The organism is Nitrobacter sp., assembly GCF_047149785.1.
GTDB lineage: Bacteria > Pseudomonadota > Alphaproteobacteria > Rhizobiales > Xanthobacteraceae > Nitrobacter.
On record NZ_BAAGBE010000001.1, the window covers coordinates 2,908,219 to 2,923,406 of the forward strand.

At 61.0% G+C, this 15,188-nt stretch carries 10 protein-coding genes; 1 reads left to right on the forward strand and 9 read right to left on the reverse strand.

Annotation, left to right across the window (positions count from 1 at the left end; genetic code table 11):
* Position 1: 1 nt before the first annotated feature.
* From ACMDCM_RS13585 to ACMDCM_RS13600, 4 genes are all read right to left on the reverse strand, one after another.
* Positions 2-997 carry a DUF4424 family protein gene (locus ACMDCM_RS13585; RefSeq protein WP_412774049.1) on the reverse strand — a complete coding sequence of 332 codons (996 nt, stop codon included), beginning with the start codon at positions 995-997 and terminating at the stop codon, positions 2-4.
* A 67-nt stretch (positions 998-1,064) separates the two neighbouring features.
* Positions 1,065-2,261 carry a lysozyme inhibitor LprI family protein gene (locus ACMDCM_RS13590; protein ID WP_412774050.1) on the reverse strand — a complete coding sequence of 399 codons (1,197 nt, stop codon included), beginning with the start codon at positions 2,259-2,261 and terminating at the stop codon, positions 1,065-1,067.
* Positions 2,262-2,265: 4 nt separating this feature from the next.
* Positions 2,266-3,054: a hypothetical protein gene (locus ACMDCM_RS13595; RefSeq protein ID WP_412774051.1), complete on the reverse strand. Its 789-nt coding sequence runs from the start codon at positions 3,052-3,054 to the stop codon at positions 2,266-2,268.
* Between the two features lie 21 nt (positions 3,055-3,075).
* Positions 3,076-3,924, reverse strand: a complete 849-nt coding sequence (locus ACMDCM_RS13600; RefSeq protein WP_412774052.1) for a hypothetical protein — start codon at positions 3,922-3,924, stop codon at positions 3,076-3,078.
* A 114-nt stretch (positions 3,925-4,038) separates the two neighbouring features.
* Between ACMDCM_RS13600 and ACMDCM_RS13605 the strand changes: the two genes are divergently transcribed.
* On the forward strand, positions 4,039-5,022 hold the full coding sequence (locus tag ACMDCM_RS13605) for a helix-turn-helix transcriptional regulator (RefSeq protein WP_412774053.1): 984 nt from the start codon (positions 4,039-4,041) through the stop codon (positions 5,020-5,022).
* Positions 5,023-5,597: 575 nt separating this feature from the next.
* Here the strand turns inward: ACMDCM_RS13605 and ACMDCM_RS13610 are convergent.
* The 5 genes from ACMDCM_RS13610 to ACMDCM_RS13630 form a co-directional block, all read right to left on the reverse strand.
* Positions 5,598-6,797, reverse strand: coding sequence for a hypothetical protein (locus tag ACMDCM_RS13610; protein WP_412774054.1), 1,200 nt, complete (start codon positions 6,795-6,797; stop codon positions 5,598-5,600).
* Positions 6,798-6,941: 144 nt separating this feature from the next.
* Positions 6,942-7,472, reverse strand: a complete 531-nt coding sequence (locus ACMDCM_RS13615; RefSeq protein ID WP_412774055.1) for a DUF6650 family protein — start codon at positions 7,470-7,472, stop codon at positions 6,942-6,944.
* A gap of 114 nt (positions 7,473-7,586) precedes the next feature.
* Positions 7,587-8,363, reverse strand: a complete 777-nt coding sequence (locus tag ACMDCM_RS13620) for an HNH endonuclease (protein WP_412774056.1) — start codon at positions 8,361-8,363, stop codon at positions 7,587-7,589.
* Positions 8,363-10,324 (reverse strand): DUF2326 domain-containing protein, encoded by a 1,962-nt coding sequence (locus ACMDCM_RS13625; RefSeq protein WP_412774057.1) that lies wholly within the window; start codon positions 10,322-10,324, stop codon positions 8,363-8,365. Before ACMDCM_RS13625 ends, ACMDCM_RS13620 begins: the two co-directional genes overlap by 1 nt.
* Positions 10,314-15,188 carry an Eco57I restriction-modification methylase domain-containing protein gene (locus tag ACMDCM_RS13630; protein ID WP_412774058.1) on the reverse strand — a complete coding sequence of 1,625 codons (4,875 nt, stop codon included), beginning with the start codon at positions 15,186-15,188 and terminating at the stop codon, positions 10,314-10,316. Before ACMDCM_RS13630 ends, ACMDCM_RS13625 begins: the two co-directional genes overlap by 11 nt.

Consider the following 15,188-nt stretch of genomic DNA (forward strand, 5'->3'; position numbering starts at 1 on the left):
CTTATTCCCGCGCGCCGGAGGAAGCGGCATTCTGGTCCATGAAGAACAGGACGCCGGTTGGGCTGTCTTGAGTAAAGTTGACGGCCGTCCACTCGAATGTCGTCGGCGAAATCTTCTTTGCCGAGAGCGGGCAGAACGCGACCAGATTGGTCGCAGCCCCCTTGTCGATTACGAGCCGATAATGGCCAACCGGCCCGCGCCAATGGCCTGCGGGGGCAGCAAGATGCGTGACGGTGTAAATGTCGTAGGAGAAAGGCTTGCGAAAGAAGGCCCGGCGCAGCGCGTCGTCGATGCAATAGGCTCGCGTCGCCGAGCCGTCAGGGGCGATTTCGGGAAAATGATCGACGGTAATATCGCTCCAGTATTTGGCGAGCGTGGCATAGCTAATCTCGACGCTTGTCTCGCCCGGTTCGAGCATTGCATCCCATGCGAAGTCGGCCTGATAGGTCCATGCCGCCGCATCGATACTAATCAGACGACTCGCTTCAAGCTTCGTCCGCACGTCCGGAGTCAAACGTCGCCACGCCGACCCGGCGGGACCGGAGAGCAAAGGCACGCCGGCATCGAGCAGTTGCCGTGTCACATCCTTGCCATCGAGCAACGCCCGGCCGTGGCCGCCGAGCACTACCGGTTTTCCATCCACACGGACCGACAGGTTCATATAGTTGGCAGGCTGCGTATCGGCGGCGAGCCCCGCGGCTTCGGAGTCTTTATCGAGCGCCGCGATATCCTCGCCGGCGTCGACCGGCATGTCCGGCAGAGCAAAGCGGAAATGCACCGTCAGGCGTCTGCGGGATTTGAAGACATAGGCGAGCCGAACGGAATAGAACGAGACATGAACCTCCAGCCGCTCGACGCTCACCCCGGCCGGCAAATCGAAAACCAGCCCGGTGGCGGCATAGCCGATGCCACGGCCTTCGTCGGCCGCAAGTGCCGGGGCTGCCGCGAGTGCGACCGCGACCGCGAACGAGATTGCCGCAAGCCGACCGCGCATCATTTGCCGGCCTCCGGCTTCGACAGCCGCGCCACACAAAAACGCTCGGGCGCGCCTTCTTCCTGTTCGGTCATGAACTCGTTGCCGCAGGCGTTGCGGGTGGACCAGACAACAAGGCTGAAATCGTCGGAAACCGCATAGGGCCGGTCGCCCCGCGAGGTGCCGGCAATGCGGCGCTCGCCATGCGTGGCCATGTCGAAAACTGCCATGCCGGTATCGGCCGGATAGACGAGTTGCGAGCGGTTCGTTTCGAAGAGGTAGCTCGCCAATTCCCCCATGCCACCGGCCGGGCGGGCGAACCGGCGGCGCGCTTGCGCGTTTTGAGTTCGATGGTGCCGTGCCCGCGGTCGTCGATCCAGACGAGGAAATCGCCATTGCCCCGGACGGCTTGCGGACTTTCGCCGTCGCTGTCCGTCATCTCGCCCCCCACCAGCTCAGTAGGCGCGCCGTCGCCGTCCAGCAGGACGACGACAGCGGCCGGCACCGTGCCCATCTGAGCGCTGCCGGCGAGCGTCGCGGCATAGACGGCGCTCGGCCCTTCTTCGCTTTCGCTACCGGCGCTCCAGAGCGCGAGCCGCACATAGAGCGTGCCGCCCTGCCAGGCGAGCGCCCTTATCGCCATCGGCGCGCCGTCCGGGTGCGGCTGCTGCATGTCCGGCATCGGCGTGGCGGCAGCGAGCCTGCCGTCGGCGACGCCGTAGAGCCACACCTGATCGGGGCCGTCGAGTTCGAGGCTGGGCAGCAGGATCGCGACCAGTGCCCCGTCCGGCGACATGCGGATGCCGGCGATGCGAGGTGTGCCGTCCTCGACGATCTGCTGGCGGGCCGCCGCGATCGGTTGGAGGTCGATTTCTCGGATACCGCCCGCTGGCAAGGGCGGCGAGGCAAGGTCCTGCAAGACGCGGCGGCGGTCGAGATAGGCGACGTTCAGGCATTCGTAAGCCTGCTTGCCCAACTCCGCCGCCGTGTCGGCCAATTCCGCGAACGTCCGGTCGGCGATGCAGCGCCGGTCGCGCTCGCGCACCCAGTCGCGCTGGGCAAGCACCAGATCGTCGCGGGCGGAGCCTGTCACGGTATTGCGCGCCGCTCGGTAGTTGCGCGACAAGCTAAGATCCTGCCAGCGGAGCACCGCCTGCGAGCAGATGAGTTTCTCGACCGTGCTGGCCGCCTTGGCGCAATCGAAGCTCGCCGGAACGCTCGCCGCATTCGCGGGCGCTGCGAACATCGCCCCGAGCACGAGCGCCGCGCCGACGACCTTGGCGAACACGCGCCTAGTCATGGACGACAAAGGTGCTGTTCTTGCAAAAATTCTGCTTGCCGGCCGGCTTGGGCTCCTCGCAGCACTCCGCATCGTCCTTGGCGACAACCACGGCGGTGTCGAAGGTGCAGACCTTGCGCCCGTCGGGAATGATGAAGGTGCGGCTGGCGCCCGGCTCCAGCGACCTGTTGCCGAACTCGCCGCTCTCGAACGAATTCACCCCGGCCTGCGAATAGGCAAAGCTCTGCAAAGGCAGCCTGGCCTTGTTGGTCACCGTGACGTCGAGGTCGTCGGCCGGTTTCGGGGCGTCGCAAGCCGCGAACATTTTGGCGGCGGTAGATTCGGAAACCTTATCCTTGGCGTAGCTTTGCGTGTGCCCCTTGACCGTGACCTCCAGCGATTCGTCCGAGGTCAGGATGCGTCGCAGCGCCTCGTCGGGCGGCAATTCAGCGTGAAGTTCGATACCGCCAGATTCCTGATTGGCCACCGCCTTATCGGAAAATTCGACCTGCCTGCCGGCTGTCGCCAGACGCACGCGCACCAGTTGACCCTCCTTCGCTCCGCTGTCATCGTCCTGGATTCCCACCTTCACCACCGGCGCTCCGGGTCGGCACGAGAAATTCAGGATGACATAGTCGCTGTCCGGCACGCCGTAGGCGAGCACCGTCTTCCCGTCGTAAGTGTTGCCGAACCAGCGCGGCTTGTCCTGATCCTGCGCCGCCGCCGGCCACGTCGCCGCTCCCGTGAGCGCGATCGCGGTTGCTGCGAGAAAACCGAGCCGTATCTTTCCGACGCGCGTCATGCTGCCCCTCGTTTGCGTGTGTCAGCCGCCGACCGAGCGGAAGAAGGTGATGACCGGCCGGAAATTCCAGCCGGAATGGCGGACGATCTCGATGATCGGCTGCTTCAGTTCGTTGAGGTCAAACGTGTAGGCGTAGCTGAGATCGAAGGTCGGCTTGCCGTCCTTGAATTGCAGCCCGTACACCCGCTCGTGCTGATATTCGAAGAAGGTGATGCCGAGCGACATGTTCCAGTTCAGGCTGAGCAGATCCGGCCCGCGCCCGGCAGACCAATCGAAGGAAGCGTAGCGGTCCTGTGCCCTCACATTGCGTGCGCCGTCATCGAAACGCAGCACCAGCCGGTAGCCTTTGCTCATGCCGTGCAGACGCATCAGGTCGAGCCATTTGGCATCGGCGTAGCGCCAATCCACGACGAGTTCGCTGGGGCGGTTGCCGCGCTTGATCGTATAGGGAACGTCCTGCTCGTTGATGGAAAGCAGGCGCTGCATCAGCGTTTCCACTGCTACCGGTGCGATGCCGGGAACGGCCGGGACCTGGCCGGCCCACGAGGCCACCCGCCCGAAGATGAAAAACTGCAAGCCGGCCCAGACGAAGATCCCGTAGAAGGCGACCTTTTTGATCGCCTCGCCGAAGGGGTCGGCCGGAAACGAGGGCGGCCCGTCGATCATGCCGTATTTCGCCTGCACCAGAGCGATGGCCAGAAAAGGAAGGGCGAATACGAAGCCAAAGAAATAGAGAAAGAACACCACCACCCGTCCGGCCTTTCCGCAACGAGGCGGTAGGTCGGACGAAGCTTCATCGCTGGCGCTAACAGTGCCGCCACCCCGCAAGCTCATGCAGGCCATTTCCCCTAACACCTTAATCGCGTTCATAATGCCTTTTCCGTTTCCCCTCGTCATGGACAGGAAGGAACCGGATACGGACAGGACGGAACAAAATTGACCTTCGGACGCCCCTGTTACATTGTCACGAGGGAGGAAGGATGAATGGGGAACCTGGACGAACCGGCCTCGTCCTCATCGCTGATTTTGTCAACGGCGGCACTGCCTGAGCGGGACCGGCTCCCGGTCTGGCGCGAGGTGTTCGGGCAGATGATGGTGCGGCTCGATATAGAGCCAGCGAACGATACGTCCTTTCACGCCGAAGGCGAACTGCTCATGCTGCCGGGCGCCGCTTGCGGCTCAGTTGCGGCTACTCCCTTTCGGGTGTCGCGCACGCAAAAACTTATCGCCGGCGACGAGGCGGACATGCTCTTTCTCGTGACAGCCGACGTACCGCTCCATGTCGCCCAAAACGGCCGCGAACAGGTACTCGACGCCGGGGACGCCATTTTCGTGAGAGGCGGCGAGCGCAGCGTCATCCAGTCCCGCGACAGGGCAAGACTCACTAACATCTCGGTTCCGATCGACGATCTGACACCGCTACTATCAACTTGCCTGAACCCATCGATGACCGTGGTAAGCCGCCAAAACGATGTGCTTGACTTGCTCCTCGGCTATGTACGCCTGCTACACGCTCGACAAAAACAGCACTCCGGCGAGTTAGGTCGGCTCGCCGCCGGCCATATCCGCGACCTGATGGCGGCCATGATCGGTGCCGATCCGGATGACAAAACATCGACCCATGAGTGCGGCGGCGTGCGCGCCGCGCGGTTGCGGGCCATCAAGGTTGATGTCGGCCGACAACTTTGTGATCCGGGACTTTCCGTCGAGGCGATCGCCATGAGTCACGGCATTTCACCACGCTACGTCCGCAAATTGTTTCAGGAAGGACAGACGACGTTCTCCGACTTTGTCCTGTCCATGCGGCTGGAGCGGTCACGGCAGCTGCTGCGCACTCCGGCACATGCTGTCTGCACAATTGCATCGATCGCGCATGCCTGCGGCTTCAACGACCTGTCCTATTTCAACCGCACTTTCCGCCGCAGGTATGGCATCACGCCGTCGGAATTCCGTAACGGAGCCCCATAGGCTCTGACCTCCAACGTGCTCTCAGCACAGCAATGGCAAGCTAACTCAGAGTTCGGCATTGAGGCGCAAAGCTGCCACTCAAACCCTCCTTTGTGATATTTGAGTAGAGAAAATCGGCTGATCGACCGGAAGCGATTCGAACTTTTTCACCGCCAAACGCCGCCGTTTCTACGCCTTTTCGCGCAAGGACCGTCGCACGCTCTTTACGTGGGTGTAGTTTCGGCGGTTATCGGCGGCAATAGAGGGCAATCGGCGGTATTTGGCGCACCGCACCGGGCGATGATGAGAACTACACCTACACAATAGCCCTCTAAAATTACACCGCGAAAACGGCCCGAACGGACTGGAATCGCTTCGATTTACGGCAATCAGGACGCTGCGGGTCAATCTCTCTGGCTGGTTACATTCTGAGACAAGTCGTGTAGCCGGCCTCCGCTCCGCTCAGGCCGACCTAGTGCAGGTATAAGGTGAAGCGCCGGTAGGCCGGCGCCTTCCGTGGTGGTTTCCGTGCGGATGCGGCTTTCAGCACTCCGACTCTGTCCTCCGCAAGGAGACCTCCATATCGCCGCCGAGTGTCAAGGTCGGTCGCCTCCTATGCCTTCCCTTGGAAGCCACGTCCGGTGTCCCGCTATTCGGCGCGGCGGCGGGCTGCCGAGCAGCGCAAGCCCGTCCCGATAGAGGGCATATCTGTATTCGGAATCTGGCGATCCTAGAACGGCGTCGTCACCGCCAAGTCCGAAGCCGGTTGGATCGACGCGGGGAAGCTCAAGCGTCTCCGGGAGATTGTCTCGGCCATTCCGAACGATCGCACTCAACGCGTTGAGGAAGCCCTCCGCTGCCTTCTCCTCCATGGCAAACCATCCGGCGAAATCGTCTCTGCCCCAAGACAGCGTTCGTGCTCGTCGAAGCGGCGGCCACCACCGTGGATGCCAAAATTCGTCCAGCCAGTCCGGGTAGCCACCAAACGGCCAACCCATCTCCATACTGCAAAGGAAAAATCGGCCCGCATAGGGAATCCGGATGAACGATGACGGCAGCATTTCGTCGGGGCGTTCGCCGTCGTCGCGAACCCAATCGATCCATTGCACGACGCTCGGTGCGTCCATTATCGCGAAGTTCGACCGATGCGCGGAGAGCGCGAGGGACGTGGGAGCGGCCTCTGGACTTGGTAGCGGCGCCGGTTGGGTGGGTTCGCGTCGCCTGCCACGTGGCTTCGAAATCAGCGTTTCGGCGACGTGCAGGAAGGCCCCTGCTGTTCCGGGTCGGGAGCCGAACGCGATCGAATATCCATGAATGACCTTGCCGTGTGGGGAGGCGGCAGCGAGATGAGGCCGCACCTGCCGCAGATACTTGCGCTTTGCCTCACGGGTCATCCCGGCCAAGCTAGTGCTTGCCGCGAAAGACCCATGGGCTTCGGCCAGGACCACGCCATGTCCCGATACTGCTCCGTCGGCGTAGATGAAATCTGCATGCGGCGCGAGCGAGCTCGACAGGCAAGAGGCGTTATCTCTCCAGGTAAAGCCCAATGCGTTCATCAGCAAATCCGTGATGCCGGCGCCTATGCGTCCTGCGAAGGATGTTCGCTCGGCATCCGCCAGCACCTGGAGATACTGCGACAATGCAAAGGTCGTTCCCTCTTCGACCAGCCACTCGACCTGCGTCAGGGCGCTGTCGCCCCATCGCGCCAACATTTCGGGGGGCGCATCTCGAAGAGTCGCCGTTCTCGCGATCGAAGCCGCCAACGCGCTTGGGCCGAACACAAGGGTTGTGTTCACCTGGGGCGGCTCAAAGCCCGATGAGATGGGGCTCGGCTTATGTCGGTGCCGAGTGTGGCCGCTGACAGCCACCCTCTTCTCAGCGCGCCATATCGAAGGAGTTGACAGAAGGGTGCTCAAGACGCGCTCCCCATCTGACCACCCTCACGCTTCATCCGACGACGGAAGGATCGACGCGAGCTCCGGTTCGACATCGAGGCTGTACTGGTATGCGAGGACTGCGATGTGTGCTCCGAACGTCGCCCTCAGCTCACCCATCGCAACGAAGAAGGACGGGCTCCCTTCTTCGTCGCCTGCGTGCTGCCTGCCATGCCATCGCATAAGGTTGCGAAAGTCGGGCATCGGCTCTTCAAGGAAGCGGCGACACGCAGTGCGCATCGCGCGAACGGAGCCCGCCGCCCGCGACGTTTCCGGCAGGGCCTGCAGGGTCTTTGTCAGGGTTTCTCGCATCTGGAGCACAGAGGACGTCACCTGCGAGACAACCTCCAGGTGATAAGGGACGAAGAGAACACGCCGATCCTCCAAAGCGGTGAGGAGACCTCTGACAATCTCGCGCTCGTCGGCAGGAGGCGTCCACTGGACGCCAAAGAACGGGAGTGAGAACCCGCTCAGTCGATGCACCAGCGACTTCGCGGCTATCCGGCCCTTCTGAGTGATATCGCGAGATTTGCTCATGGCTCACCCCCAATTTCTCGTTTTCTTGGCCGACCAAAGCTATTGGCCAAATCAAGGATTCATTCCAGTAGCCGCACCAGTCGTCTGGCTGTCGACGCTAAGACTTTCCCGCATTCACGCGTCTCCGGCCGATACCTCTCCCATTGATCGTGCTCTCTCACGATGGCAAACAAGCCGCCGCCGATGCTCATCCGTCAGCGGAATTGGGGAACTCCAACGGAGTTCGGCGCGCGCTTGCTCGCTGAGGCGGGGCGAGAATTCGGGCTTGCCCTGGTCATCGAAGGTCACGAGCGCACGATCGAATGCGGCATCCCATAGCGCTGACAATAGAAGCCCATTGTGTACGTTGAGCCGCTCGGCGTCACTCTCGCACTCGCTCCAAGGAATGATGTGAGACGCACGAAGCAGCGCTAGGTCCGTAATCCCGGTCAGGGGGCAGCGGCCTTGCCAGTAATCCATGAGGCTGGTGCGAAAAACATCCTGCCCGATGCGCTGAACAACAAACCGTTCGGCCTCGGTGACCTTCGGCAGATCCTTGATCTTCGCCTGGAACTCTCGCAAGGGAGCGTCGGGCAGGCTGGCCGCTAACTGATAGATGCGAGGCAACACGGCGTACAGTGCGCCCAGGGTGTCGAAAGCATATCGGGCACGTCCAGGTCCCGGCATCTCCATCGGAGATAGACTCAATTCCTCAACGACACCGGCATGTTCCAGGGCGAGAAACCATGGACCGGCGGCGCCGGAAGCGGCGAGCCAGATCGTTCCATACGCTGTCGTAGATTGAAATGCCGTCCAACCATCGTTTTCGCCAAGCACGCGTCGGAAGCCATTCTGTTCGGCTGCCTTCTGGCACTCCGTCGAAACGATGAAACTCTGAGGCATTTCGATCATCAAAAGTCCATTGTGAAAAGGCGCGCCTCAGCCGGAGTCGATGAAAGCTCCAGGCGTTTTGCATCATGCCGGCGCGCCCGCTGGGACGGCGCCGTCGTCGTCGTGATTATGTATTGAAATGGCGGCGGGGTGGCCTTGTCTTCTAGGCCCAAAACGAAATCGAATAGATTGGAATATATATCGGCATCCAGGTCAGCCTCGCGAGGGCTGTCATGGATGAGCAAAGACGGCATTCTCGCCTTACCATTCACGGAAAGGATCATTGCCGCCAGATCAAAAGCTACGATCTTGAACGATTCCACGGCGGCGGTTGACAGGCCGACCCCTCGCTCAAGGAGAATATCTGTGTGAAGACCATTGCCATCGAGGCGTATCTTCCCGGAGCACCCCTTGGGCATTAAGCTGGCGACGAGCTGTTGAAATACGATTTCCAGATCACCGATTGCAGCCGTTACCCGCTCCCTTTCCAGCTTGATGGAATCGCGCAGACCTTCGATTTTTGCTTCAACCGAATCGAGGCGCCTGACTTCCGTTTCTCGTTCAGCCATCTGACGGTCAAACCAACTCGCTTCTCTAACAAGCTCGCGCGCTCCGCTAACCTTGCCGTCGGTCGCGGACAATTGCTTTTCAAGACGATCGAATTCGTTGTCGACAGCCGCCAACTCCCGGTCGACTCGCGCAATCTCTGATCCGAGCTCCTCAATAGTCTTTGGAAGGGCAGCTTGTTGCTTGACCAGCTCCGCCACATTCCGTTCCGCAGCTTCAATGCGGTTTCGAACTGCACCAAGGTCGCACCGTTCGCGAGAGATCCTGCATCCCTCCGCGAGAACATCATCAATGCTGACCTGGCAGATAGCGCATCTGACTATTACGCCACTTTCCAGACGAGCTTGTTCTGTCCCTTGCTCTGCCCGCACAGCAGAAATCTGAGCTGGAAGCGCGCCGGCCAACGCTTGAGCATTCGCACGTTTTTCAAACGCTTGGTTCCTTGCGGCTTGCAATCGTCTTCTTTTTCCCTGCAAGTCCGCGGTTGGCGATTGTCCCTTATCGTGCTTCGCACCCGTGGCCTTCGCCAATTCTTCATTGGCTTTATCGATTAGCTCCCTTCTGACGGTTTCGTCTGACGGGTCGCGGTCCTTCGGCAAAGAAAGTCTCTCACATAATTCCTCGAAGCGATGTCTTTGAAACCAATCAAGATGATTAAGTTTCTGTTTGAGATCATCGCGTTCTCTCGCCAGAGCTCTGATTTTAACAGTGGCTGAGACTTCGTCCGCTGACAGCGCCCCGATGGCGAGGCGGACGACCGCAAGCTTCGTCTCGAGAGAGAGCTCTTGGGCAGGCGACCCGGAGCCAGAGCGCTTGGAGCGCCAATCGAATACATCGTCTAAGCGGCACTCCTGATCGCGCGAGAGCCACGCGAACAGAACGCCCCACACTTGGTCAGCGTTCAGATTGTCCGGCACCTGATCCCGATAGTCGACGCAGAATCGATCGGAAATCGTCGCCGCTATCGTGGGCGGATCGGTCGCTACAAGTAGTCGATCGAACGTATCCTCAATCCGATCGGCTCGTGCTGTGCGTGAAGGAACATTCATGCCGATCGGGCGCGTCACGACCCAGCATTCGCCGTCGACTATGACCTCGGCGCCAACGAACCCGTCGGGTAACTTATGCTGCATCAGCGGACGCTGATCTTCGTTGGCGAAGTGGCGTTCGCCGAGGCAATAGCGGATGAGCCTACAAAAGGTGGTCTTGCCGCTTCCGTGGGGTGTGGCGCCTTTTTCATTGGTCGCAAGGTCGGGCGACCAGATGATGTTCACACCCTGGCGTAAAGGAATGTTCCGCAGCAGCGTCGATGCGTCTTTCCACAGCCCGACGCGTCTGATCCAGAGCCGCGGGCCTAGCTGGTTGCCTGGCGGATTGAATTCGATTTTTTGCTGTTGGAAGAGACTAAGCTGCAAGACGCCCCTCCCGGATGAACGGTATGATCTCCGCAGAGAGATCAGTCAGCCCCTGGTCTAGATCGATCGATTGCAGTCTTGACCACGCAAACAGAGCGCGCCCGACAGCGGGGTCATCAACATGCAAGGTGGACCTGTCGAGCCTCGGTCCCGCGCTCCATCCGTTGCCATCTGCCGACACATCCAGGACGGCCGCCGACACCAATTCATTATAGGCGGAGCCCCACGCGGCATTAGTCGGCGGCGTCAGTGTGGTGACGCCTTCATTGGGCCGTGCCTGCGGCCCTATGATACGTTGCCACTCGACCCGGTCCGGGGCTGACAGAAAGCCACCAAGAAGACTCGGATTCAGACACGCAAGCGTTGCCAAACGGGCGCGACGGGCATCTGCACCGTTCGGCAGTATGCCTGCAATCGCGCGAAGTTGCGCCCGGACGCGGTCTCGTTCGTCAACGCCTTGCGTCCAGGCCCACACTCCACCTGGAATCTGGTCGAGCGACGGGAGCTGGATTGGTTGGGTTACAGAGATTGCATCGGCGCCAGAAAGGCCAAGCTCTGCGAAAGCCCCGTCCGCCTCCATCCGCTTCCAGGCGTCGAGCACCAGGCGCTCGGTGCGGTACTCTCCGTAGAGGCGGTTTTCCTTCTCCTTCAACACGCGGAAGGTTTCGGAGGGATAGTCGGCGCCCTTGACCTTGGCAGGATCGAGAACGTAGCGCTGCTCTTCCTCGGTTAAGCTGTATTTTCTGGCGAAGAAGACATCGAGTTCCGCGCGTAGTTGGGCACGGCGGTCCTCGTTCCACGCGAAAGGCTGACCAGAATATCCCAAATCCTCCGCCCAGGCCCTCATGGCGTGGCTGGTGTAAGTTAGCTCCAACATGCGCGGGCGGATAAAATCGAGGTCATTCTTAGAGAAGATGGAAGGAGGTAACGCTGCAAATTGTTTCAGATAGCTGTAGGTCAGATGCGTCCCACCTACGGACAGCCGAGCAATGAAATCGAATGTCAGGGACAACCACATTGCCAAATGTGCTGCGGCAAGCTCAGCGTCTCCATTCAAGAAGAAGATTGGCATGGTGTGTCCAACGCCCACCTTCGGAAATACACTCGCGATCACCGTCCGCTCGTCAGTCGAGCGACAGATGTCCCGCCACCCTATAAGCCAACGCGGCTGCTTGGCAGCAATCAGCAGTTCTGTGAGAGCGAGAGGGTCTTTCGGGCCATCGGCTATTAGGACGAGATTGGCCTCTGTCAGCGGTGTCTCGCGCTGCATCTCCGCCGCAGTGGCGAGTGTCTTTGGATCGAGCAGGAAGCGTTCGGGCGACGCCTTGAGCGCTCCACGCCAATCCTGCGCACGGCCAAGGAGACGGACGATGTCGACCTCTCTCGCTGGCGTTCCTTCAAGAGCGGGAATTGCGCCAGCCAGCCAGGTGACGAGCGCCTTGAGCGCCATGGCGCGAGCGCTCTCCTGCGCATCGGCGTCTGCCTTGCGGCGTCCCTTTCCGCCTTCCCCCACTGCCATCCTGACGGCACTTTTCAACGCCGATGGCACGCGGGCGGCTCGTAAGACGACCTCTTCCTCAGGCACCCAGTAACGCGGTGACGGCTCAAAGGTCGGGTCCTGCTTTTCGGCAAGAGTGCAATCGCGGGCGCCTTCCTCGTCGTCATTCGAATCCGCGCCATAGGTCGCCCAGCGATGATCGAAGTGGTGGATCATCTTGGCCTGATAGAGGGGTACACGGCGCTCAACACCTGTTACGAGCTCCCGTACCCAGTTCGTTCCCTCGCGCTGCCATCCTTCGGTTTCCAGTTGCGTCGGCGTGCGGAAGAAACTGGAATCGCCGGACATGTGGAACATCGTCTGGAATGAGATGCCCCAGAGGTTGATGTCGCCTCCATCGTCCTGAGCCCGCTCCTCGATCAGCACCGGGGCGTTCGAGTATATTTTCGCAATCAGATCCGCGTCTGAGCGTGTCCGAAAGACTGGGGCTGTTTTGGTATTCGGATTGATGGCGGCGATTTCTAACGGTGACAAATCAAAATGTCTTCTATCGTCCGAGAACTCCTCGATAGTGCGGGAGAAGAAGCTGAAAGCCACTTTCATTGGCCCCGTTCCCGGTGCGGCCAATGTAAGTAGGGCAAACTTGAACCGAGCGTGTCCGATCCGATCGAAGAAGCCGAGTCCTGTCTGAAAGTCGTGCATGCTTACTAGGCGGCGTTGATCCACCAGCGATGCGAAGAACGGCGCGGTTGTGATATCGGTGGCGATACCACTAGGCACGATTATTCCCGCCCGTCCGCGCGCTCCAGCCAACCGCGAGAATAGCTCAGCGAAGAGGGCATAGGTGTTGACATCGCCCCGGCCGGTGAGCGGATAGCGACCCGATGACCGCGCGAATTCGCTGGCCGCTTCCGCAGCGCGCTTAGCGAAGACGAAATCGCGCCACAGACGACCATCAGCACTGTCCGAATCGGCCTTTTCCAAGTTGTCGATCAGCTTCTGGCGTTCCGCCTTGTTGGCTGCACTGGCAATCACCGGTGAGCGCGTCGCGAAGAACTCCTGCTCCTGGAGCTTGATGCGCTCCCAAGGCGGATTGCCGATGACCACATCGAAGCCGCCATCGCGCTCCATGATCTCGGGGAATTCGATGAACCAGTGGAAGGCATTGACCTTCTCGGACGTCAGGCTCGCGCCATAGCGCAGATGTTCGGCGGGCGCCTGACCTCCCGCCGCCTGCCACACATGTTCGGTAAGCGGCATGATGTCCGTGCTTGCTGCGCTGCCTACCTTCGGCGTGAAGAAAGCCGCCATGTAGAAATTGGCCGAGATATAGAGGTCGCTGGCTGTCTTCAGGCGCTGCCAATCATCCGATGTGCGTATCGCCTCGAAGCCACGCGCCTTCGCCTCTACGCTCGCCAGATCGTCCTGCGCCATCTCCTTTAGCTTGTGATCGCGCTCGGCCAGGATTTCCGGCGGCGACCAGTCTTTGAACAGTTGGGGATGCCCCTTCGCTCGATCGCGCTGTTCTTTGTTGAGGCGAGCGTACCGGCGGGAAAGTTCCTTGTCGTCGCCGGTCAGCGGCTTGTAGGCTTCGTCCGGCAATCCCTCTCGCAGCATCCCACGGCCGAACACGCCGATTAGGCTGTCGCCGCAGCGAATCTGCGCATCGAAGAATGCGAGCGGCCGGCCCGGCTCCAGTGCTTCGATCCAGAGCGCAACCTTTGTCAATTCGACCGCCATGGGGTTGCGGTCGACGCCATAGAGGCAGCGGCACGCGACCTCGCGCAATGCGTGGCGGAAGTCGGCGGCCGAAGGGATGCCACCAGCGCGATATCGAGCAACACGGGTGGCTATGCGCCGCGCCGCCGCGAGCAGGAAATGGCCCGAGCCGCAGGCCGGATCGATGACGGTGAGCTGCAGCAGCTCTTCATCCGGATCGGCGGACCGGGCTTCGCGCTCATCCAGCACTGGATCAAGCGTGGTGTCGAGTAGGAGCTGCACAAGACTGTCCGGCGTATAATAGGAGCCGGTCGTCTTGCGCTGGTTCCCCTTCTGCTCGGCGGCTTCCGAGGCGAAGACGAGCGTCTTGCCGTCGTCGCCGAGTTGCGGCTGAAGTTCGAGCAGGGATTCGTAGACCGAACCCAACTCTTCGGTTTCCATCGCGCGCCAGTTCACCGGCACAATGCCCGTTTTGTCGGAGAGCCAGGACAGGCGGTAGAGCGCTTCCATGAAAGCGCGGTTGCGCAGGCGCGCAGTTTCGAGATGCGGCAGCTTGTCGGCGCTGAAAAGACCGCCAAGCGCCGGCAAGCCTAGCGCCTCCTGTCCGCGGGCAAGGGCGCGGAAGACAACCTTGATGCCTTCGTAACGGTCGTGGTGCTTGTCCCATGTCGCTGCGCGCGCAGCTTGCGCCCGAAGTGCGGCGAGGCTGTAGCCGTCAGAGTAGAGTTTTCGGACTTCTAGCTTTGTCGTCTCTGGGTGAAGCAGGTTCCTGTCTTCGGCCACCATCAGGAAGATGAGGCGATAGACGAGGCGCAGAAGCTCGTTGAACCACTCGGTCAGATTGACCCCGCCGGATTTCAGGTGAGCGGCGAGATCCGGATTAGCTTCGAGGAAACCGGAGCCTAGTACCTTGAGCGCGGTTTCGACCTGGGCCGCCAACCGGTCGCGGGCAGCCTCGCCTTCGCGGGAACCGGCCTCGCGCCAGCGTTCGAGCGCACAGTTGGTTATGAGCGTTTCGGCAGCACCGAACCGAGTCCGATGGATCAGCGACCAGAGAACCGCGAAGGAAGCGGCATCCTCGTTGGTGAAGATCGCGGCCAAGTCGGCCTCGATATAGGCTGGCCGGGTCAGCGAAGCGTTGTCACGCATGAGGCGGAGGACAGCGCCATTGGTCACGAAGCCCCAGAGCGCGTCATCGCTGTCGTTGAGATAGTCCTGAAGCGCGAATGCCGGGGACCGCGAACGGTCGGTCGAAAGCGTCGGACTGCGTCGATCAAGCTTTTCCTCAGACGGCGGCACGACGACGATCGGGACACGGCCGCCCGCAAGGAAGGAGATCACGCCATCGGTCGGGACGAGATCATCGAAGTCGAAGGTTTCCGCCAGGAAGGCCCGCACGAAGCGCCGCGTCGCCTCGGCGGAGGGATTCTGAAGTTTCACGAAAGCGTCGAAATGCGACTGGCCGACACGGAAGGCGGTCGAGATCTCTTCCCGGATCGTCAGCCCTTTGCGGATCCGGTAGTCTTCCTCCGTCTGTTCGGACGCTTGCCGGCGGTCGATGCTGGCGACCATGGCCGGAGCGATGAGGTTGCCCTCCAGCGTGAGCGAGGGCCAGGCCGACATGTCGGTGATGGGCTTGCGCGCCAT